The 19763-nt window shown below is 65.3% G+C and carries 18 protein-coding genes; 8 read left to right on the forward strand and 10 right to left on the reverse strand.

Annotated elements, in window-relative coordinates; genetic code table 11:
- Window positions 1-197 precede the first annotated feature (197 nt).
- The gene (locus ACCQ08_RS23945; RefSeq protein ID WP_373451195.1) at window positions 198-1172 is read left to right on the forward strand and encodes a DUF6882 domain-containing protein; all 975 of its coding nucleotides are present in this window, start codon (window positions 198-200) and stop codon (window positions 1170-1172) included.
- On the opposite strand, the gene ACCQ08_RS23950 is transcribed toward ACCQ08_RS23945, so the two are convergent.
- The 3 genes from ACCQ08_RS23950 to purU all read right to left on the reverse strand — a co-directional run bounded on the left by ACCQ08_RS23950 (window position 1173) and on the right by purU (window position 4140).
- On the reverse strand, window positions 1173-1589 hold the full coding sequence (locus tag ACCQ08_RS23950; protein WP_230770833.1) for a carboxypeptidase regulatory-like domain-containing protein: 417 nt from the start codon (window positions 1587-1589) through the stop codon (window positions 1173-1175).
- A gap of 124 nt (window positions 1590-1713) precedes the next feature.
- Window positions 1714-3219, reverse strand: coding sequence for an FAD-linked oxidase C-terminal domain-containing protein (locus tag ACCQ08_RS23955; RefSeq protein ID WP_312411640.1), 1506 nt, complete (start codon window positions 3217-3219; stop codon window positions 1714-1716).
- Between the two features lie 75 nt (window positions 3220-3294).
- Window positions 3295-4140, reverse strand: coding sequence for a formyltetrahydrofolate deformylase (gene purU / locus ACCQ08_RS23960; RefSeq protein ID WP_373451196.1), 846 nt, complete (start codon window positions 4138-4140; stop codon window positions 3295-3297).
- A 542-nt stretch (window positions 4141-4682) separates the two neighbouring features.
- On the opposite strand from purU, the gene ACCQ08_RS23965 reads away from it, so the two are divergent.
- Window positions 4683-7148 (forward strand): adenosylcobalamin-dependent ribonucleoside-diphosphate reductase, encoded by a 2466-nt coding sequence (locus ACCQ08_RS23965; protein WP_373451197.1) that lies wholly within the window; start codon window positions 4683-4685, stop codon window positions 7146-7148.
- A 101-nt stretch (window positions 7149-7249) separates the two neighbouring features.
- Here ACCQ08_RS23965 and ACCQ08_RS23970 read toward each other — a convergent pair whose 3' ends face one another.
- Window positions 7250-8455: an MFS transporter gene (locus ACCQ08_RS23970; protein WP_373451198.1), complete on the reverse strand. Its 1206-nt coding sequence runs from the start codon at window positions 8453-8455 to the stop codon at window positions 7250-7252.
- Between the two features lie 105 nt (window positions 8456-8560).
- Between ACCQ08_RS23970 and ACCQ08_RS23975 the strand changes: the two genes are divergently transcribed.
- Window positions 8561-9334, forward strand: coding sequence for a helix-turn-helix domain-containing protein (locus tag ACCQ08_RS23975; RefSeq protein WP_373451199.1), 774 nt, complete (start codon window positions 8561-8563; stop codon window positions 9332-9334).
- On the opposite strand, the gene ACCQ08_RS23980 is transcribed toward ACCQ08_RS23975, so the two are convergent.
- The 5 genes from ACCQ08_RS23980 to ACCQ08_RS24000 form a co-directional block, all read right to left on the reverse strand.
- Window positions 9335-9724: a carboxymuconolactone decarboxylase family protein gene (locus ACCQ08_RS23980; RefSeq protein ID WP_373451200.1), complete on the reverse strand. Its 390-nt coding sequence runs from the start codon at window positions 9722-9724 to the stop codon at window positions 9335-9337.
- Complete coding sequence (locus ACCQ08_RS23985) at window positions 9717-10139, reverse strand: MerR family transcriptional regulator (protein ID WP_373451201.1); 423 nt, start codon at window positions 10137-10139, stop codon at window positions 9717-9719. The genes ACCQ08_RS23980 and ACCQ08_RS23985 overlap by 8 nt, the downstream gene beginning before the upstream one ends.
- 126 nt (window positions 10140-10265) lie before the next feature.
- Window positions 10266-10571 (reverse strand): DUF3567 domain-containing protein, encoded by a 306-nt coding sequence (locus ACCQ08_RS23990; protein ID WP_239809727.1) that lies wholly within the window; start codon window positions 10569-10571, stop codon window positions 10266-10268.
- 181 nt (window positions 10572-10752) lie between these two features.
- Window positions 10753-12048: a DUF3108 domain-containing protein gene (locus tag ACCQ08_RS23995; RefSeq protein ID WP_373451202.1), complete on the reverse strand. Its 1296-nt coding sequence runs from the start codon at window positions 12046-12048 to the stop codon at window positions 10753-10755.
- A 48-nt stretch (window positions 12049-12096) separates the two neighbouring features.
- Entirely contained in the window at window positions 12097-12897 is an 801-nt protein-coding gene (locus ACCQ08_RS24000; RefSeq protein ID WP_312450707.1) for an IclR family transcriptional regulator, read from the reverse strand.
- Between the two features lie 158 nt (window positions 12898-13055).
- Here ACCQ08_RS24000 and ACCQ08_RS24005 point away from each other — a divergent pair, with 158 nt between their 5' ends.
- Window positions 13056-14105, forward strand: a complete 1050-nt coding sequence (locus ACCQ08_RS24005) for a fumarylacetoacetate hydrolase family protein (RefSeq protein ID WP_373451203.1) — start codon at window positions 13056-13058, stop codon at window positions 14103-14105.
- An 83-nt stretch (window positions 14106-14188) separates the two neighbouring features.
- Here ACCQ08_RS24005 and ACCQ08_RS24010 read toward each other — a convergent pair whose 3' ends face one another.
- The gene (locus ACCQ08_RS24010; RefSeq protein ID WP_239809723.1) at window positions 14189-14635 is read right to left on the reverse strand and encodes a MarR family winged helix-turn-helix transcriptional regulator; all 447 of its coding nucleotides are present in this window, start codon (window positions 14633-14635) and stop codon (window positions 14189-14191) included.
- A gap of 213 nt (window positions 14636-14848) precedes the next feature.
- On the opposite strand from ACCQ08_RS24010, the gene hmgA reads away from it, so the two are divergent.
- The 4 genes from hmgA to ACCQ08_RS24030 all read left to right on the forward strand — a co-directional run bounded on the left by hmgA (window position 14849) and on the right by ACCQ08_RS24030 (window position 19552).
- The gene (gene hmgA, locus ACCQ08_RS24015) at window positions 14849-16159 is read left to right on the forward strand and encodes a homogentisate 1,2-dioxygenase (RefSeq protein WP_373451204.1); all 1311 of its coding nucleotides are present in this window, start codon (window positions 14849-14851) and stop codon (window positions 16157-16159) included.
- A gap of 102 nt (window positions 16160-16261) precedes the next feature.
- Window positions 16262-17581, forward strand: a complete 1320-nt coding sequence (gene fahA, locus ACCQ08_RS24020; RefSeq protein ID WP_373451205.1) for a fumarylacetoacetase — start codon at window positions 16262-16264, stop codon at window positions 17579-17581.
- A gap of 89 nt (window positions 17582-17670) precedes the next feature.
- Window positions 17671-18642 (forward strand): tripartite tricarboxylate transporter substrate binding protein, encoded by a 972-nt coding sequence (locus ACCQ08_RS24025; RefSeq protein WP_312450698.1) that lies wholly within the window; start codon window positions 17671-17673, stop codon window positions 18640-18642.
- Window positions 18643-18850: 208 nt separating this feature from the next.
- Entirely contained in the window at window positions 18851-19552 is a 702-nt protein-coding gene (locus ACCQ08_RS24030; protein WP_373451206.1) for a haloacid dehalogenase type II, read from the forward strand.
- The last annotated feature ends 211 nt before the right edge of the window (window positions 19553-19763 follow it).

The raw sequence follows: 19763 nt of genomic DNA on the forward strand, positions 1-19763 counted from the left end.
GCGCTTCCTGTACAGTGGAGGTCTACACCCCGTTGCAACTGCAAAACAGGGGTATCGTGGTTTGCACCTATACTGATAGCAGCAAAGCGGCGATGGGTGCGCGCAGGTGCCCATTTTGAGCGTCAATAGGCCCAATATCCTGGCCTTTGACGCTTGGGGCGCATCGGGCGTGCCGCTACCGCAGGAGAATCAACACCATGGGATTGTGGCAAAAACTGTTTGGCTGGCTGAACCCCTCCGCGCCAACGGCTGCCCCCGCTGAAACCCCGAGCCCGCACCCCGCTGCGGCCACAGGCGCCGCGCCGCAGGAGCCGGTGCGTGGCACGCGCGAACCGGCGTTTGACCCGTCTGCGGAACTGGCCGCACCGGTGACCAGTATCCCCAGCGCTGGCGAGGCCCCCGCCGCCGCTGTACCCCACACTGCTGCCGAGGCCGCGCCCAGTCCCCAGGCCGATCTGTTCGAGGCCGCAGCCGCCCGTGAAGCGGAAGTTCCCCCCGCCATTGCCGATCCCGCATTGCGCGACGCACTGTCGGCCTATGCCGGCATGGCCTGGGACCGCCAGCTTGATTTTGCCGAGAAGGTCGGCGACCGCCCCTGGTCGGCCGACACCGCCCAAGGCCTGATTGCCTTTGGCGATGACCTGCGTTTTCGCATGCAGGTGCTGGGCTCTTACTCCATCCAATCGGGGACCTGGCTGTGGATCTGGGCCCATACCCAGGCCGAGGTGGCACCCGCCTTTACCGAAGTCGCTCGCCAGCTGCAAGGCTTTGGCGCTGCCAAGAACCTGGAGCTGTTCACCCAGCCGCGCACTGCGCTGCGCCAGGAAGACCTGCATGTGATCGGCCTGATCGCTGCCGGTGCGGATGACAGCGCCGGCTATTACCTGGGCAACTATGGCGAAGGCATCTTGCTGGCGCTGATCGACCCTGACCATGGCCTGCCGACCACTGCACCCAAGCCGGAGCGGGTGCCGACGGTGGTGTCGCAATTGATCAGCGATTTTGAATTGAACCACCGCGTGCTGCTGCAGCACTACCTGCCGGCCAAAGGCTTCAGCGTGCAGGAGACCGGCTCACGCATCACCGGCCAGCACGGCGCAAACCGCATCGTCGCCGATCTGGACAGCCTGGGCCGCATCAGCGCCATCTCCGGCAGCCTCGGGCCGGTTTGATCAGAAGCGGTAGTCCAGCGTCTTGCCTGGAGTGCCAGCTGGCGCCACCTCGACACTCTGGCTGACCGCCTTGCCGCCATCGGCGCTGGCCTTGACGGTGTAGCGTCCGCTGTCCAGACGCAGCAGGCACACGGGGCCCTGGGCCTGGAACTGCGCGACTTCCGTGCCCTTTTCCGACTCGATCACGACCTGGATCTTTGCCAGGTAGTCGCCTGTCTTGGTCGCAAACAGCAGAGACAGCGGATAGTCCTTCATCGCCGCGCGCATGGCTGTCGATTCGTCAATGCCAATGCCGCCGCAGACATACTGGACATCGCCAGCCTTCTGCAGCGCCGGTTGCTGGGCCTGCACCGCAGTGGCAGACAGCAGGGCGGCGCAAAGCAGGGCAGCGTTCAGTGTGGTGATGGGGTTTTTCAAGGCAATCCTTTGCAGTAGTGGCTCTGCCTTGACTGTGCGCCTGCGCCGCTGGGTTGCCTGTCAGCCAACGGCGGACATCGCAGTACGCAGCCGACGCGGTCTGCACCAAGCCCAGCCACCCAGCCTAGAACCTGGGCAGATCCGGATGCGCCAGCTTGCCAGCGCGCACCAGCATCTTGCCGTACTCGGCACAGCGGTTCAGGGTCGGAATCACCTTGCCCGGGTTGAGCGTTCCCTGCGGATCAAACGCCGCTTTCAGCGCCAGCATCTGCGCATTCTCCTCGGCGGAGAACTGCACGCACATGCTGTTGAGCTTTTCCACACCCACGCCATGCTCGCCGGTCACCGTGCCGCCCATGGCGACGCTGGTCTCCAGAATGTCGGCGCCAAACAGCTCGCAGCGGTGCAGCTGGTCGGGGTCGTTGGCATCGAACAGGATCAGCGGGTGCAGATTGCCGTCGCCCGCATGGAACACATTGGCGCAGCGCAGCTGGTACTTTTTCTCCATCTGCTGGATGGCGAGCAGGATATCGGCCAGGCGCTTGCGCGGAATGGTCGAGTCCATGCACATGTAGTCCGGACTCATCCGGCCGCTGGCGGGGAAGGCGTTCTTGCGGCCGCTCCAGAAGCGCAGGCGCTCTTCTTCATCCTGGCTGATGCTGATTGCAGTGGCGCCGGCTGCGCGCAGCACCTGGCTCATGTGGGCGATCTCCTCGGCCACTTCTTCGGGCGTGCCATCGCTCTCGCAGAGCAGGATGGCCTCGGCGCTCAGGTCATAGCCGGCATGCACAAAGTCCTCGACGGCGGCGGTCATCGGCTTGTCCATCATCTCCAGCCCGGCCGGGATGATGCCGGCGGCAATCACCGCTGCCACCGCATCACCGGCTTTGCGCACATCGTCAAAGCTGGCCATGATGCAGCGCGCCAGCTGGGGTTTGGGCACCAGCTTGACGGTGATTTCGGTTGCCACGGCCAGCATGCCTTCGCTGCCGATCACGGCGGCCAGCAGGTCGTAACCCGGCACATCGAGCGCCTGGCTGCCAAACTCGATGGGCTCGCCTTCCACGGTGAAGCCCTTGATCTGCAGCACGTTGTGCACCGTCAAGCCGTATTTGAGGCAGTGCACCCCGCCCGAATTCTCGGCAATATTGCCGCCAATGGTGCAGGCGATCTGGCTCGATGGGTCGGGCGCGTAATAGAGGCCGTAGGGCGCCGCTGCATCGCTGATGGCCAGGTTGCGCACGCCGCATTGCACCACCGCCGTGCAGGCGGCCGGGTCAATGTGCAGGATCTGGTTGAAGCGGGCCATCGACAGGGTTACGCCCAGCGCAATCGGCAGCGCGCTGCCGGACAGGCCAGTACCGGCACCGCGCGCCACCACGGGTACCTGCAGCGCATGGCAGGCCTGCAGCACTGCCTGCACCTGGGCATAGGTCTCGGGCAGCGCCACCACCAGCGGGCGCTGGCGGTAGGCGGTCAGGCCATCGCATTCATAGGGGGTGGTGTCCTCGTCGTGCCATAGCAGGCAGTCGTCGGGCAGCAGCTTGCGCAGGGCGGCCACGACGTCGCGCTGGCGTTCTGCGCGCTCGGTCGAGGCCGGAGGGGGCGTGGGGAGGTCAACCTGGCTCATGCCCACACTGTAGCAAGTTGGCAAGCCTTCCGAGGTCACCGGGGCAACCGCCTGCAGGCAGCAACCCGGGCTGGATCAGCGGAAGATGACGGTCTTGTGGCCGTTCATCAGCACGCGGTGCTCGCTGTGCCACTTCACCGCGCGGGCCAGCACCTGGCTCTCGGTGTCCTGGCCACGGGCGGTCAGGTCTTCCACGGTGTCGGTGTGGTAGGCGCGGGCCACGTCCTGCTCGATGATCGGGCCTTCGTCGAGGTCGGCCGTCACATAGTGGGCGGTGGCGCCGATCAGCTTCACGCCGCGGTCATGGGCCTGGTAGTAGGGCTTGGCACCCTTGAAGCTCGGCAGAAAACTGTGGTGGATGTTGATCGCACGGCCCGACAGCTTGCTGCACAGGTCGTTCGACAGCACCTGCATATAGCGCGCCAGCACGACCAGCTCGGCGCCTTCGGCCTCGATGATCTCGAACTGCTTGGCCTCGGCCTGGGCCTTGGTCGCCGCCGTCACCGGGATGTGGTGGAAGGGGATGTTGTAGCTGGCCGCCAGCTGGTAGAAATCGCGGTGGTTGCTGACGATGGCGCGGATGTCGATCGGCAGCAGGCCTTCCTTCCAGCGGAACAGCAGGTCGTTGAGGCAGTGGCCCTGGCGGCTGACCATGATGACGGTCTTGATCTTTTCTTCGGCCGCATGCAGGCGCCAGTGCATCTCGAAAGGCTTGGCAAAAGCATTCAGATCCTCCCGCAGCTGGCTGGGGTCTCCTTCGCTGGCAAAGCGCACGCGCATGAAAAACAGGCCAGTGGCCGGATCGTTGAACTGGGCGGCTTCTTCAATATTGCTGCCGTGCTCCAGCAGGAATCCGGATACCGCGTGGACCAGCCCCCGGCGATCAGGGCACGAGAGAGTGAGGATGTAAGCGTTGGTCATAACCTGCCATTGTCGCAGTGTTGGCTAAGGGAGTTCCCCAGTCGGGGTTTGGTATTTTGACTGGGTAGAATTGAGCTGCGACTTTGTAAATAAACGTCAAGATTATAAATTTATTGTTCTGTCATTCAGCCGTCATCCAGGGTTGCAGAGCCCCCGGAAAACCGCTGCAAATCAAAGACATCGACCAGAACCCGTGCTGTTTGCGATGCGCCGATGAATAAGCGCTTCCTCGCTCTCCAAGCATTGGCAGCGCGGCATTTCAGCGTTCGGGCCGAGCGGGTATGCAGCCACACCACAAGGGTGGTTTCGTGGTTTCCAGGATCGGCGATTGGGGGTAGATTGGCACATGGTCTCCGAACTGAAGTGCGTTTGGATTAGCCTATCGATTTCACCAAACTGCCGCCCTGACCCTGGGCATGCCCGAGCCACCATGCCCCGCTGCATGGCGCCGGGGTGCGGGTCGTCTGGCGCCAGTGCTGCCCCTGCGGCAGCCCATCGCCGCGATCTGCTTGCATACGACCGTTTTTTTGAGGATTTAACAGATGAAACGCGACCACATCACCCCGTCTCCCCAGGCCCTGGCTGCCCAGGCACCGCAGGCCATCAGCCTGGATGTGCTCAAGGAGAAATACTTCAAGGGTGATGAGTCCAGTATCGAGGACCTGTACCGCCGCGTCGCACGCGCGCTGGCTGCGGTGGAAAAGGCCGAACTGCAGGCCGAATGGGAAGCCAGGTTCTACGCCAACCTGCATGCCGGCGCGATTGGCGCAGGCCGCATCATGTCAGCGGCTGGCACCGACATCCAGGCTACCTTGATCAACTGCTTTGTGCAGCCGGTGGGCGACTGCATCCAGGGCTTTGACGACGAGGGCTACCCCGGCATTTACGAGGCACTGCGCGAGGCGGCGGAGACCATGCGGCGCGGCGGCGGCGTAGGCTATGACTTCTCGCGCATCCGCCCCCGGGGCGCCGAGGTCAAGGGCACGGCCTCGATGGCCTCGGGCCCTTGCAGCTATATCAATGTGTTTGACCAGAGCTGCTCCACCGTGGAATCGGCCGGCGCACGCCGTGGCGCGCAAATGGGCGTGCTGCGCATCGACCACCCCGATGTGATGGAGTTCATCACCGCCAAGCGCACGCCAGGCCGCTGGAACAACTTCAATGTGTCGGTGGGCGTGCCCGATGCCTTCATGCAGGCGGTGGTGGACGATGCCGACTGGCAGCTGGTGCACAGCGGCAAGCCCAATGCCAAGCTGCGCGCCGAAGGCGCCGTGCAGCGCGAGGACGGCAAGTGGATCTACAAGACCGTGCGTGCCCGGGCGATGTGGGACACGATCATGACCTCGACCTATGATTTCGCCGAGCCGGGCATCCTGTTCCTCGACCATATCAACGACGACAACAACCTGCGCTACTGCGAGCGCATCGCTGCCACCAACCCCTGCGGTGAGCAACCGCTGCCGTCGTATGGCTGCTGCGATCTGGGCCCCATCATCCTGACCCGCTTCGTGCGCAATCCCTTTGGCTTTGGCGGCCTGCCGAGCTTTGATTTCGACAGCTTCGAGCAGGTGGTGGCCACCCAGGTGCGCGCGCTCGACAACGTGCTCGACGCCACCTTCTGGCCGCTGGAGCAGCAGCGCGAGGAGTCGGCTGCCAAGCGCCGCATCGGCGTGGGCTTTACCGGCATGGGCAATGCCTTGACGATGCTGACCCTGCGCTACTCCGACCAGGAAGGCCGCGACATGGCCAGGCGCATCGCCGAATGCATGCGCGATGCCTCCTACCGCGCCTCGGTCGCGCTGGCCCAGGAGAAGGGCGCCTTCCCCAAGTTTGATGCCAAGGGCTATCTGGCCAAGGGCACCTTTGCCAGCCGCCTGCCCCAGGACATCCAGGACGACATCAAAAAGCACGGTATCCGCAACAGCCACCTGCTGTCGATTGCGCCTACCGGCACCGTCTCGCTGGCCTTTGCCGACAATGCCTCCAACGGCATCGAGCCGGCGTTCTCCTGGACCTACACCCGCAACAAGCGCGAGGCCGATGGCAGCAAGAGCCAGTACCAGGTCGAAGACCACAGCTGGCGCCTGTACCGCGAGCTGGGCGGCGATGTGGAGCAGCTGCCGCCCTATTTTGTCTCGGCGCTGGAGATGTCGGCCACCGAACACCTGGCGATGATGGAAACCGTGCAGCCCTATGTGGACACCGCCATCTCCAAAACGGTGAACATCCCCGCCGACTACCCCTATGAGGACTTCAAGAATCTCTACCTGCAGGCCTGGCGCGGCAACCTGAAGGGCCTGGCCACCTACCGCCCCAACAGCATTCTGGGTGCGGTGCTGGAGACCACACCGGCTGCCAAGCCCGAGGCAGCCGTTGCGGACAAGGCCCCCGCAGCCGCCGTGGTGGACCCGATGAAACTGGTGATCGAGCGCCGCCCCGAGGGCGAGCTCAGCGCCGTGGCCGACAAGGTCGAGTACTGGACCCAGGAAGGCCAGCAGCGCCTCTACATCATCGTCTCCTTCCTGCCGGTGCCCAGCGCCGATGGCAAGAGCATGGTGGACCGCGCGGTGGAGTTCTTCATGCCCGTGGGCCAGAGCGGCGAGTCGCAGCAGTGGATCACCTCCAGCATGCGCCTGCTGTCGCTGGCCGCGCGCGGTGGGTTCCTGGAGCGTGCGCTGGCCGATATGCGCAAGGTCGCCTGGGACCGGGGCCCCGTGCGGCTGGGCACCTACCAGCGCGCCGATGGCACCCATGTGCCGATGTGGCATGACTCGGAAGTGGCCGCCATCGCCTACGCGGTGCAGCAGATCCTCGAGCGCCGCCGCCAGCAGAACCTGCCGGGCATCAGCAGCCCCACCCTGACCCCTGCGGTGGCCGCACCGGTGGTGAGCCAGGGCCTGCAGACCATGGCCGGCAAAAAGTGCCATGAATGCGGCGCCCATGCGGTGATCCGCAAGGATGGCTGCGAGTACTGCACCGCCTGCGGCGCCGTGGGAGCCTGCGGCTAATGCCGCGCTGGGGCTGAACCCGGCCTTCAGCCGCTGAGAAAAACAAACGCCCGTGTCGCAAGACCGGGCGTTGGTGTTTTTCAGGGCCTCTCAGACCGGCATCAGCGCTTTGGCACCTTGGGCAGCAGGATGGCCACCATGCCCAGCAGTGGCAGGTAGGCGGCCATCGCATAGACATACTCGATGCCGCTGCGGTCAGCGATCATGCCCAGCACCGCCGCGCCCAGGCCGCCCATGCCGAAGGCCAGGCCAAAGAACAGGCCCGAGACCATGCCGATCTTGCCGGGAATCAGCTCCTGCGCGTAGACCAGGATGGCCGAGAACGCGGAAGACAGCACCAGGCCGATGATGATGGTGAGCACCACCGTCCAGGCCAGGTTGGCATGGGGGAGGACCAGTGCGAACGGCGCCACACCCAGGATCGAGGCCCAGATGACGGGCTTGCGGCCAATGCGGTCGCCAATCGGGCCGCCCACCACGGTGCCCACCGCCGAGGCCAGCAGGAAGACAAACAGCAGCAGCTGCGCGTTTTGCACGCCCACGCCAAAGTGCTCCATCAGGTAGAAGGTGTAGTAGCTCGACAGGCTGGCAATGTAGAAGTATTTGGAGAAGATCAGCACCAGCAGCACGGCGATCGCGCCCAGCACCTGCGAGCGTGGCAGGCCATTGGCAACCGGGGTGCGCATGCCCTTGGCCGCATGGTGCTGCACGGCATACCAGCGGCTCACCCAGGTCAGCAGCGCAATGCCGCCGAGCGCCGCCAGGCCAAACCAGGCAATGCTTTTCTGGCCAAAGGGCACGATCACCGCGGCGGCCAGCAGCGGGCCCAGCGCCGTGCCGGTGTTGCCACCCACCTGGAACAGCGACTGCGCCATGCCATGCTTGCCGCCCGAGGCCATGCGGGCCACGCGCGAGGATTCGGGGTGGAAGATCGACGAGCCGGTGCCCACCAGGGCAGCGGCGACCAGCACCGTGCTGTAGTTGGGCGCAAAGGCCAGCAGCAGCAGGCCGCCCAAGGTAAAGCACATGCCCAGCGGCAGCGAATAGGGCGTGCTGCGCTTGTCGGTGTAGAGGCCCACCAGCGGCTGCAGCAGCGAGGCGGTGACCTGGTAGACCAAGGTGATGAAGCCGATCTGGCTGAAGCTGAGCTGGAAGTTGCCCTGCAGGATGGGGTAGAGCGCCAGGATCAGCGACTGCATCATGTCGTTGACCATGTGGGCGGTGCTGATGGCGCCCAACACGCCAAAGGCGGTGCGGGGCGTTGCAGCAGGGCGCTGCGCGGGACGGGCGGCGAGGGTGGAGTTCATGGCGGCATGGGCCTGTGCGGTTCAACAGAAAGCAGCCATGCTAGGGCCGTACCATTTGCCTGTCTTGCGTATTTTGGGATAAAGTCTCCGCAAAAAGGACATTTGATGCCTTATTACTTCCAGACCCTGGAGGAGATGGAGCGCAGCCCTGTGCCCATTGCCTGCCATGCCACCGACTATGCGCCGGGCAGCAGCACCGGCACGCACCGCCACCCTTTCCACCACCAACTGATCTATGCCGTGCACGGCGTGATGCTGGTCGCCTCCGACGGGGGGCAGTGGATCGTGCCGCCCACACGGGGCATCTGGATGCCGGCGGGCACCGAGCACCAGGTGCGCCATATCGGCGAGGTGCGCATGCGCAGTCTGTTCGTGCGTCCCCATGCCGCGCCTGGACTGGCTGAACAGGCGCAGGTGGTGGGCATCTCGCCGCTGCTGCGCGAGCTGATCCGCGCGGCGATGCAGATCGACATTCCCTACGCAGCCGATTCACGCGATGGCCGGCTGATGCGTCTGCTGCTCGATGAGCTGCAGGCGCTGCCGGTGCTGCCGATGCACCTGCCCAGCCCTGCCGACCCGCGCCTGCAGCGCATTTGCGGGCATATCCAGCGCAAGCCCGAAGACCAGGCCACCTTGGCCGACTGGGCACGGTATTTCGAGGTGGATCCGAAGACCTTGCAGCGCCTTTTTCTGCGCGATACCGGCATGGGCTTTGCGCGCTGGCGCCAGCAGGCCCGGCTGTTGCTCGCGCTGGAGCGGCTGGCCCAGGGCCAGAAGGTGATCGATGTGGCGCTGGCCTTGGGCTATGACAGCCCGGGCGCCTTTGCCACGATGTTCAAGCGCCAGTTCGGCCAGACGCCGTCGGGGTTCTTCCGCTGATCAGGCGCCAGATGCCGGGCGATGCGTAAACACCTCCTTGGCCACAAACAGCCCATTGAGCGCAGCCGGAAACCCGGCATAGACGGCCATCTGCATGATGGTCTCGACCACTTCCTGCTGGCTGCAGCCCACATTCAGTGCCGCCTGGATATGTACCTTCAGCTGCGGCGCCGCATGGCCCATCGCGGTGAGGGCGGCCACCGTCGCAATCTCGCGGCTTTTGAGGTCCAGCCCGGGGCGGCTGTAGATGTCGCCAAAGGGGAATTCGATCAGGTAATCCGCAAATTCAGGCGCGATGGCGGCCAGGCTGGCCACCACCTGTTCGCCGGCGTGGCCATCGATCTCGCGCAGCTTGTCCAGGCCACGTTGGTAGCGGGTGGTGTCAGCCATGGTTCGGCTCCTTCTTGGGCGTGGCGTTTTTGCGGGGCGGCGCAGAGGCCGCGTTTTCCAGCGCCTGGTAGTGGGCAATCTTGTCTTGCAGCGCCTGGGCGGCTTGCTGCATGGCGCTGATGTCGGCCTGCACCTCGGCCAGATGCGTTTGCAGCATCTGGCGGCGGGCTGGCACGGTAGCATCGCCCGCACTGCGCAGCTGGGCGAACAGGCGCATCTTCTGGATGGGCATGCGGGTGGTGCGCAGGCGCGTCAGAAAGGCGAGCCAGGCCAGGTCGACTGCGGCATAGCGGCGCTGGCCGCCCGCTGCGCGCGTCACCGCGCCTATCAGGCCGATGCGTTCGTAATAGCGCAGCGTATGGGCGCTCAGCCCGGTGCGTTGCGCTGCTTCTTCAATGCTGAGGGGTGGTTCCATGCAGGCATTGTCAAAGTTAGAGCGCACTCCAAGTCAAGCGTAAATGCCGCTTTTGGGCGAAAAAAAACTGTTTGCGCCTGGAGGGCACGCAAACAGCTGGGATGGGCTGGGGGAGAGGTGCAGCGTTTAATGCACGATCACCGGTTGTTGGGCCAGGCCGGTATAGCGGTCCAGCGTGGCCTCGACTTCTTCTTCCGTCGGTGCATTGGCTTGCCAGGCCTGGATTTGCTGGTGGAACATCTCTGCCCAGGCGCCATCCAGGTACAGCTCCTTGCCGCTGCGCTTGTCCACAATCTCAAAACCCTGGCGCTGCAGATGGCGCAGCGGCTCGGTCACGGTGGGGTTGGTGACGGATGCACCGTCATCGGACAGGGGCAGTTCTGGCGTCAGGTGCAACACCACAAATGAGTCCGAGTCGTAAATCATTTGCATGATGTTCCTCCTTGTGAAGTGCAGGTGGTGGCAGTTTGCCGATTTGCAAGCCTGCGTCCACAACCCCGTTGTAGCAGGTTTTGGTGGCATTCCCGGCCATTGGCGGTGTTTTTACAGACAAACGTCGCAAATCAGGGACGTATGGCAAAGGCTTTGTCGTACAGGGCCGGGGAGGGCGTGCTCAGGGCGGGGTGGCCGGCTGGCCATCCACCGTGGCTGCCTGCAGCTGCAGATCGGCGAAATCGCCATTGGACTGGGACAGGCGGATCCGCACCGGCAGGTACTGCAGCGAAGGGGCCAGCCACAGGTGGGCGGTCTGGTCCTGGCCTTTGCGCGGCTGGCGTGTCAGGCGCAATGCCGGGGTGGCACCCGCGGGCAAATCCAGGGTTTCGGGGCCATCGACGACAAAGGTCCAGACCTCCGTGCTGCGTGCGCTGGTGACATTGATCGCGACCGTGCTGCCCGGCGCATAGCGCTCGGGGTTGGCCGCCACCATGCTCGACAGCTGCAGAAAGATCGACAGCCGGTCCTGCACACCCGCGCTGACTGCCTGGGGGTCATCGCCATCGCTGTAGCGGACACGGCCAGTGGCGGCGTCGAGATCGGCGCTGCGCTCCTTGCGCGCCTTGTCGACAAAACGCTGGGGTGCGAGGCCATGGGGGGTGATCTGGCCGCTGCTGGTCTGGCTGCGGCTGCCCATCAGGAAGGCCGACACCTCCTGCTCGGCCTGGTAACGCTGGCCATCGGTCTTGAAGAGCAGTTGCGCCTTGGCCGAGTACTGGAAGCCCTTGGCCGAGCCCTTGGCCTGGAACTGCAGCCGCGCAGAAGGCGGCAGCTTGATCGCCGGCATGGGGCCGGCATAGCCAGGGCTGCCAATGCCTGGGGCGGGTGCGGGTTCGGCCACGGCAGGTGCAGCGGCGTTGGGGGCATCCGCGCCGGGCGGGGAGGGGACCGGGTCGGGGGCAGGGCTGGAGGAATCCTGGCTTGTAACGGCATCGGACGATGGACGCTCGGCAGCGGAGCCGGAGAGGCTGTCGGAGGTGGGCGCCGCGCTGGGCTCTGAAGGTGCGAGCAACTGGTCCAGCGCCGAGGGGGCGGCGGGCGGCGCCTCTGCGTTAACGGGAGGAGCCGTTTCGGCGCTGGCGGCTGCCAGCGTATCGGCAGGGATTTCGGGGGTTTTGGGCCCGACGCTGGCGCGGCTGGTGGGCGCTTGCTGCGGTGGCGCTTTCTGGAGCTGGGGGCGGGGGGCCACAGGGGCCGTTGGGGCAACGCGGGGCCGGGAGGCGGGCGCCGGAGCGGGCGGCGTGGCAACGGGAGGCGGTGGGCTTATCTGCCGCACCTCAAAGCGCAGCTCGTTGGGCGTGCTGCCGGTGATGCGCGCCTTTCTCAGTGCCTCCTCCATCCCGGGCCAGGCCAGCAGCAGCCCGTGGGCGGCCAGCACGGCAAAGGTCAGCAGGATCAGGGGGCGTTGGCGCATGAGACGCTCAGTGTAGTACCAGCTGCGCAGGCCCACAGCGCAGCTGGATTAGGTCTGGCTGCCCCGTTCTGCGGCGTTGTAGCCCAGTTCGTGCGAGAGCTGGGCAGCGATGGCCTGCAGGCCCTGGGCCATCGCACCTTGGGGGGCAGGGTCAAAGGTGGCTTGCGTGCCCAGGCTGGTGATGCCCAGCACCAATTGGCCGCGCGCATCGAAGACGGGGGCGCACAGCGCAGCGACGCTGGGCAGCAAGGTATCGACCACGGAGGCGATGCCTTGGCTGCGCACCTGGGCAAACAGCTGGTGCGCATCGGCAGCGGTCTGCGGCAGGTCGCCGCGCCCGGCCAGGCGGGCCTGCGCCAGTTCACGCTCCAGCGCAGGTTCGGTGCGGGCGGCAGGCAGCCAGGCGCCAAAGCAGCGCCCGGTCGCTGACGAGAGCAGGGGCATCACATCGCCCAGCCGCAGATGGCCGGTGGTGCCATGGGGCGGCTCCTCCCAATGCACGATCGTGGCGCCATGGTTGCCCCAGACCGCCAGCGCCACGGTATGGCCCAGGCCGTCAAGCCAATCGGGCATGCGCTCGCGCGCCAGCCGCACCGCGTCGCTGCGGCGCAGCGCCGCCAGCCCCAGCTGCAAAGCCATCGGGCCCAGGTCATAGCGGGAGGTAGCCGCATCCTGCTTGACCAGACCGCTGCGCTGGTAGCTGACCAGGTAGCGGTGGGCCTTGGCTGCCGGCATTGCAGCGGCATGCGCCAGGTCTTTGAGCGCCAGCGGGCCACGGGCATCCACCAGCGCCTGCAACAGCGCAAACCCCACCTCGACCGACTGAATGCCTGCACGATCCTTGTCCATGGCGCTAGTTTAAGGTATTCTAAATAAAGGAATGCGTTTCACTAATCGTAATTACGCGCATCATTGCAGCAGCGGCGGCGCGCGCAAGCACCATGGCAAGCACCCAGCGCGGAACCAATCTGGCACGATAGAGGCATGTTTGACTGTGAGAAACCGGTATGAAGCTTGCAAGCTATAAAGACGGATCGCGGGACGGCCAGTTGGTCGTCGTCTCGCGCGATCTGCGCACGGCCCATTACGCCTCCGGCATTGCCCATCGCCTGCAACAAGCGCTCGATGACTGGGATTTCTATGCGCCCCAGCTGCAGGATCTGTATGACGCGCTCAATGCCGACCGTGCGCGCCACAGCTTTGACTTCAACCCCGCCCAGTGCATGGCACCGCTGCCACGCGCCTACCAGTGGTTGAGCGGGGCCGCCTATCTGAGCCATGTGGCCTTGCTGCGCCTGGCACCGGGCGAGGAGTTGCCCGCTGCGCTGAAGACCGATCCCTTGGTGTTCCAAGGCGCCAGCGATGCCTTCATCGGCCCGAACGATGACATCGTGGTGGCAAGCGAGGCCATGGGCATCGATTTCTCGGCCGAGCTGGCCATCATCACCGGCGATGTGAAACAGGACACCAACCCGGAAGATGCACTCGACAGCGTGCGCCTGCTGATGCTGGCCAACCCGGTCAGCCTGCGCCAGCTGGAAGCGGCCGAGCGGGACAAGGGCGCCGGACTGGTGCAGAGCAAGCCGGTGACCGCTTTCAGCCCGGTGGCGATTACGCCCGATGAACTGGGCGATGCCTGGCGGGGCGGCAAGGTCCATCTGGCCTTGCAGACCAGCTGGAACGGCCGCAAGGTCGGCATGTGCGATGCAGGCCCGGAAATGGGCTTTCACTTTGGCCAGCTGATCGCCCATGCCGCCAAGACGCGCCACCTGCGCGCCGGCACCGTGCTGGGCAGCGGCACCGTCAGCAACAGCGGCGCCGAAAAGCATGGCCGCATGGACTGGCCCAAGGGCTATGGCTGCATCGCTGAAAAGCGCAGCATGGAAGCGCTGCAAAAAAGCAAGAGCCAGACCGGCTTCATGCAGTTTGGCGACACGGTGCGTATCGAGATGAAGGGCAAGGACGGCAACAGCCTGTTTGGTGCGATCGACCAGAATGTGGCGTCGCTCTACCAGGTGCAGGCCGATGCCGAGGCTGCGCCGGAGGCCACTGCATGACGACCCGGCTGCATGCTCGCGGGCAGCGGCGGCCACGGCCGCTGCAGCGCCGCGCTTGCAGCCATGCAGGCAGCGCGACGGCCTTATTCGGGCAGGCTGGTCTGGCGCGCGTGCTGCAGCAGGCGGTCCAGCAGCACGCTGAGCTGCTCACGCTCGTCAACGGTCAAGGCCGACAGGATCTCTTCGTTACGGCGGGCAATGACCACCATCACCTTGTCCCAGTATTCACAGCCCTTGGGCGTGAGGCTGAGCACCACACCGCGCCCATCGACTTCGCTGGCCTGCTTGAGCACCAGGCCCTGCTCGACCAGCGCCTGGGTGGAGCGGCTGGCCTGGGCCTTGTTCAGGTTGGCGCGCATCGCCAGGTCATTGACCGACAAGGGGTGGAACGCGCCAATCGCTGCCAGGCAGCGGGCCTCGCTGATAGGAATGCCCACCTCCTCCTCGTACACCATCTGGGTGGTGCGGTCGGTGATCTTGGCCAGCGCATGCAGGCGGTGGGTATAGGTACGGTCCAGCGGCGTGTTCAACGCGTCTCCTTGGTTGGCTATGGGTGCTGGCTGGGAAAACAGCTACCGCGACTATGTCACGGAGCCCCGCTTTGCGGAAGCGCCCAGCTTGCGCCCGTGTCTGGTGTTTTCCCTAGGAATTCGCCCCCGAGGATTCGCGCGGTCCCAGCGCGCCGCCGGCAAGGTCTGCACCGGGATCGCCCTCAACCCAACAATGACTGACAGGAGATACGCATGCGCAGTGTGAATGCCGAGCCCCGGCACTATATGACAGGTTTTGCCAATGAATGGGCGACCGAGGCCGAGCCGGGCGCCTTGCCGGTAGGGCGCAACTCGCCGCAGGTGGCGCCGCTGGGCCTGTATGCCGAGCAGCTGTCGGGCACGGCGTTCACCGCGCCGCGCCACAGCAACCGCCGCAGCTGGCTCTACCGCATCCGGCCCGGCGCCATGCACGAGCCCTTTGCGCCGCTGGACCTGCCGCGCTGGAAAAGCCATGCCACCGGCGGCTTTGACGAGGTGCCCACGCCCCCCAACCAGCTGCGCTGGGATCCGCTGCCGCCGCCCGATGCGCCCTGCGATTTTCTGCAGGGCATCGTCAGCATGGCCGGCAATGCCGCCTGCGGCATCCACCTGTATGCGGCCAACCGCAGCATGGAAGGCCGCTACTTCTACAACGCCGATGGCGAGCTGCTGATCGTGCCCCAGCAAGGGCGCCTGCAGATTGCCACCGAGCTGGGCACCCTGGAGGTGGAGCCGCAGGAGATCTGCGTGGTACCCCGGGGCGTGCGCTTTGCGGTGCAGCTGCTTGACGGCACAGCGCGCGGCTATGTCTGTGAAAACTACGGCGAGCTGCTCAAGCTGCCCGACCTGGGCGTGATCGGCTCCAACGGCCTGGCCAACCCGCGTGATTTCCAGACGCCGGTGGCCGCCTATGAGGACAAGGAAGGTGATTTCGAGCTGGTGGCCAAGCTGCGCGGCCACTTCTGGTCGGCGCGCATCGGCCATTCGCCGCTCGATGTGGTGGCCTGGCATGGCAACTATGCGCCCTACAAATACGACCTGCGCCGCTTCAACACGATCGGCTCGATCAGCTACGACCATCCCGATCCGTCGATCTTTCTGGTGCTGCAGTCGCCTACCGCGCTGCCGGGCGTGGATGCGCTGGACTTTGTCATCTTCCCGCCGCGCGTGCTGGTGGCGCAGGACACCTTCCGTCCGCCCTGGTTCCACCGCAATTTCGCCAGCGAGTTCATGGGCCTGATCGAGGGCGCCTACGACGCCAAGGCCGAGGGCTTTGTGCCCGGCGGCGCGTCGCTGCACAACTGCATGAGTGGCCACGGCCCCGATGCCGAGACCTTCGACAAGGCCAGCAAGGCCGACACGCACAAGCCGCACTATATCGACAACACGATGGCGTTCATGTTCGAGACCCCGGCTGTCATCCAGCCCACCGCCTATGCGCTGCAGACGGTCCAGCTCCAGCATGAGTACTACCGTTGCTGGCAAGGGCTGCAAAAGCACTTCAAACCGCAAGGCAAGGCCTGAGACCGTCGACATGTTCCACCGCCGCCAAGGCCACCGAAACCGATCCGCAGCGGGCGCAGACCGCATGTTCGCCCGCTGCCACCCCACAGGAGACACCCACGCATGACCCGACTCAACGAAACCCACGACCCCGCACTGCAAAGCTGGGTCAGCACTGCCCAGGCCGCTGGCAGTGATTTTCCGCTGCAGAACCTGCCGTTTGCCAGCTTCCGCCGCCAAGGCAGCCAGGAAGCCTGGCGCGGCGGCGTCGCCATTGGCGACCAGATTGTCGACCTGCAGGCGCTGGCCGCCAGCGGCAGCCTGAGCGGCGATGCGCAGCGCGCCGCTGAGGCGGGCGCGCAGGAATCGCTGAACGCCTTGATGGCGCTGGGCCCTCAGGCCTGGAGCGCGCTGCGCCTGGCGCTGTCGCGCGGCCTGCGCGTGGGCGCGGCCGAGCAGGCGCAGTGGCAGGGCTTGCTGGTGCCGCAGGCGCAGGCGGCCTACCAGCTGCCCGCGCGGATCGGCGATTACACCGATTTCTACACCTCCATCCACCACGCCACCAATATCGGCAAGCAGTTCCGCCCGGACAACCCCCTGCTGCCCAACTACCAATGGGTGCCCATCGGCTACCACGGCCGCTCGTCGAGCATCGTGGTCTCGGGCACCTCGTTCAAGCGCCCGGTGGGCCAGACCAAGGCGCCCGATGCAGCGGTGCCGGCGGTCAAGGCCAGCGCCCGCATGGATATCGAGCTGGAAATGGGCATCTTCGTAGGCCCGTCCAATGCACTGGGCGAGCCCGTCAGCATCGGCGAAGCCGAGGACCATGTGTTTGGCCTGTGCCTGCTCAATGACTGGTCGGCGCGCGACATCCAGCCCTGGGAATACCAGCCGCTGGGCCCGTTTCTGTCGAAGAACTTTGCCTCCACCCTCTCCCCCTGGGTGGTGACCCTGGAGGCGCTGGCACCCTACCGCGTGGCCTTTGCCCGCCCCGAAGGCGATCCGCAGCCGCTGCCCTACATGGACAGTGCGCACAACCGCGAGGCCGGCGCCTTCGACATCGCGCTGGCGGTGGACCTGCAGACCTCCAAGATGCGCGCCGCCGGTGAAAAGGCCGTGCAGATCACCCAGTCCAACTACCGCCACGCGTACTGGACGGTGGCGCAGCTGGTGGCCCACCACACCGTCAACGGCTGCAACCTGCAGCCCGGTGACCTGCTGGGCACCGGCACCCTGTCGGGCCCGAGCCTGGACCAGGCGGCCGCGCTGATCGAGCTGACCGTTGGCGGCAAGCAGCCGCTGACCCTGCCCAATGGCGAGACCCGCACCTGGCTGGAAGATGGCGACGCCGTGGTGCTGCGCGGCTGGTGCGAGCGGCCCGGCGCTGCCCGCATCGGCTTTGGCATCTGCGAAGGCCAGATGCTGCCGGCGCGCACGCTCTAAGCGACAGCTGCCTGGCTGGGGGCCGGTGGACAATGCACCAGGCCCCGGCACCACAGAGACAACAACGATTACCAACAGGAGACAACACCATGCCCACCCCTTTTTCCCTGCGCCAGCTGCTGGCTGCCGCTGCGCTGGCCTTGCCGGCGCTGAGCCAGGCTGCCTACCCCGAGCGTCCCATTGAATGGGTCGTGCCCTATGCGGCCGGCGGCGGCTCCGATGTGGTCGCCCGCGTCGTGGCCGAGCCGATGGCCAAGGCCCTGGGCCAGTCCATCATCATCCTCAACAAGCCCGGCGCGGCCACCAATATCGGTGCCGACTACGCGGCGCGCGCCAAACCCGATGGCTACACCCTTCTGACGGGCGACACCGGCACCCTGGCGGCCAACGCCTTTCTGTACCAAAAGCTCAGCTACAGCGCCGAGAAGGACTTTGCGCCGGTCGGCATGCTGGTGCGCTTTCCGCTGATCCTGGTCGTCAACCCCAAGCTGCCGGTCAAGAACCTGGCCGAGTTCAGCGCCTGGGCCAAGGCCCAGCAGGGCGGCGTCAGCTATGCCACGCCGGGTGCGGGCTCCCCCCACCACCTGGCGACCGAGATTTTCAAGGAACAGGCCAAACTGAGCCTGGTGCATGTGCCCTACAAGGGCGCAGCGCCTGCGGTGCAGGATGTGCTGGGCGGCCAGGTGCCCTTCATGTTTGTCGACTCGGTGGCGGGCTTTCAGAACATCCAGGCTGGCAAGCTGCGCCCCATCGGCATTGCGACACCGCAGCGCTCCAAGGTGTTTCCGGACGTGCCCACCCTCGATGAGCAGGGCCTGAAAGGCTTTGAAGCCTATGCCTGGCAGGGCCTGGTGGTCCCCAAGGCCACGCCGCAAGACCGTGTCAACCGCTTGAGCGAGCAATTGCAGGCCACGTTGAAGGACCCGGCCGTGGTCAAGCGCCTCGAAGACATGGGGCTGGAGGTGACGCCAACGAGCCGCAGCGAGATGGATAAATTCCTCGTCACAGAGCGTAATAAGCTGGGTCCAGTGATAAAAACCAACAATATTCAATTAGATTAGTTAAAAATTGTGGAATTGCGTTAAAATCGAAGCGCCAGTTGGTTAACCATTCGGGTTAAAAAAGTTAAGTCACCAAGCGCGATGTCCTAGACATCGCGCTTTTTTTGTGCCCGCGCTCTTTCGGCCCTGGGGCTGACGCCTGCGCGATAGGGCAGCCGCCCGCACTGGCGCATGCTGGGCCGTGTTTGACTTCGATGGAACCCCTCCCATGGCCGTAGCCCTCCCCCAGATTCTGGCGTTTGACGTCTTTGGCACGGTCGTCGACTGGCACGGCAGCATCCAGCGCGAGATGGCCGAGCGCCATCCGCAGGTGGATGGCGACGCCTTTGCACTGGCCTGGCGCAAGGGCTACCAGCCGGCGATGGACCTGGTGCGCCAGGGCCAGCTGGGCTGGACCCGTATGGATGCGTTGCACCGCCGCATTCTGGACGGCATCCTGCCGCAGTTTGGGCTGGACGGCATGCCCGAGGCCGAGCGCGCCGCGCTCAACCGGGTCTGGCACCGATTGGCGCCCTGGCCCGATGCCGTCGCCGGCCTGCAGCGGCTCAAAAGCCGGTTTGTCATCACGCCGCTGTCCAACGGCAATATTGCGTTGCTGACCCACATGGCCAAGAACGCAGGGCTGCCGTGGGATTGTGTTTTGTCGGCGGAGGTGTTCCAGGCGTACAAGCCGGATCCCCGGGCGTACCTCGGCGTGGCGGATGTTTTTGGGGTGGAGCCTGCTTCGGTCATGCTGGTCGCCGCGCACCACAGTGATTTGGCGGCGGCGCGGGGGTGTGGGTTGCAGACGGCTTATGTCCAAAGGCCCCATGAATATGGGGCCAACCAGCCCAAAGATGTGACCCCCCAACCCGACAACACCTATCACTGTCGTGATTTGTTGGATCTGGCGGATCAGTTGGGGTGTTGAGGTCTTGTGCTGTTTTGGGGTCGGGTCCGTTAGTCGTGCTGAGGCGCCGATATAGGGCCTGATCCTTCGTTGCGCAGGCTTGCCATACAGGCGTACTGTCTGCGCCTGCTACGCCTTTTCAGGTTGTTTTATGGGGTGGCATTGGGCTGCTAATCGTGCGGGGGCGCCGATATAGGGCCTGATCCTTCGTTGCGCAGGCTTGCCGTACAGG

Origin of the sequence: Comamonas sp. SY3 (assembly GCF_041730275.1) — a bacterium.
Taxonomy (GTDB): domain Bacteria; phylum Pseudomonadota; class Gammaproteobacteria; order Burkholderiales; family Burkholderiaceae_C; genus Comamonas; species Comamonas sediminis.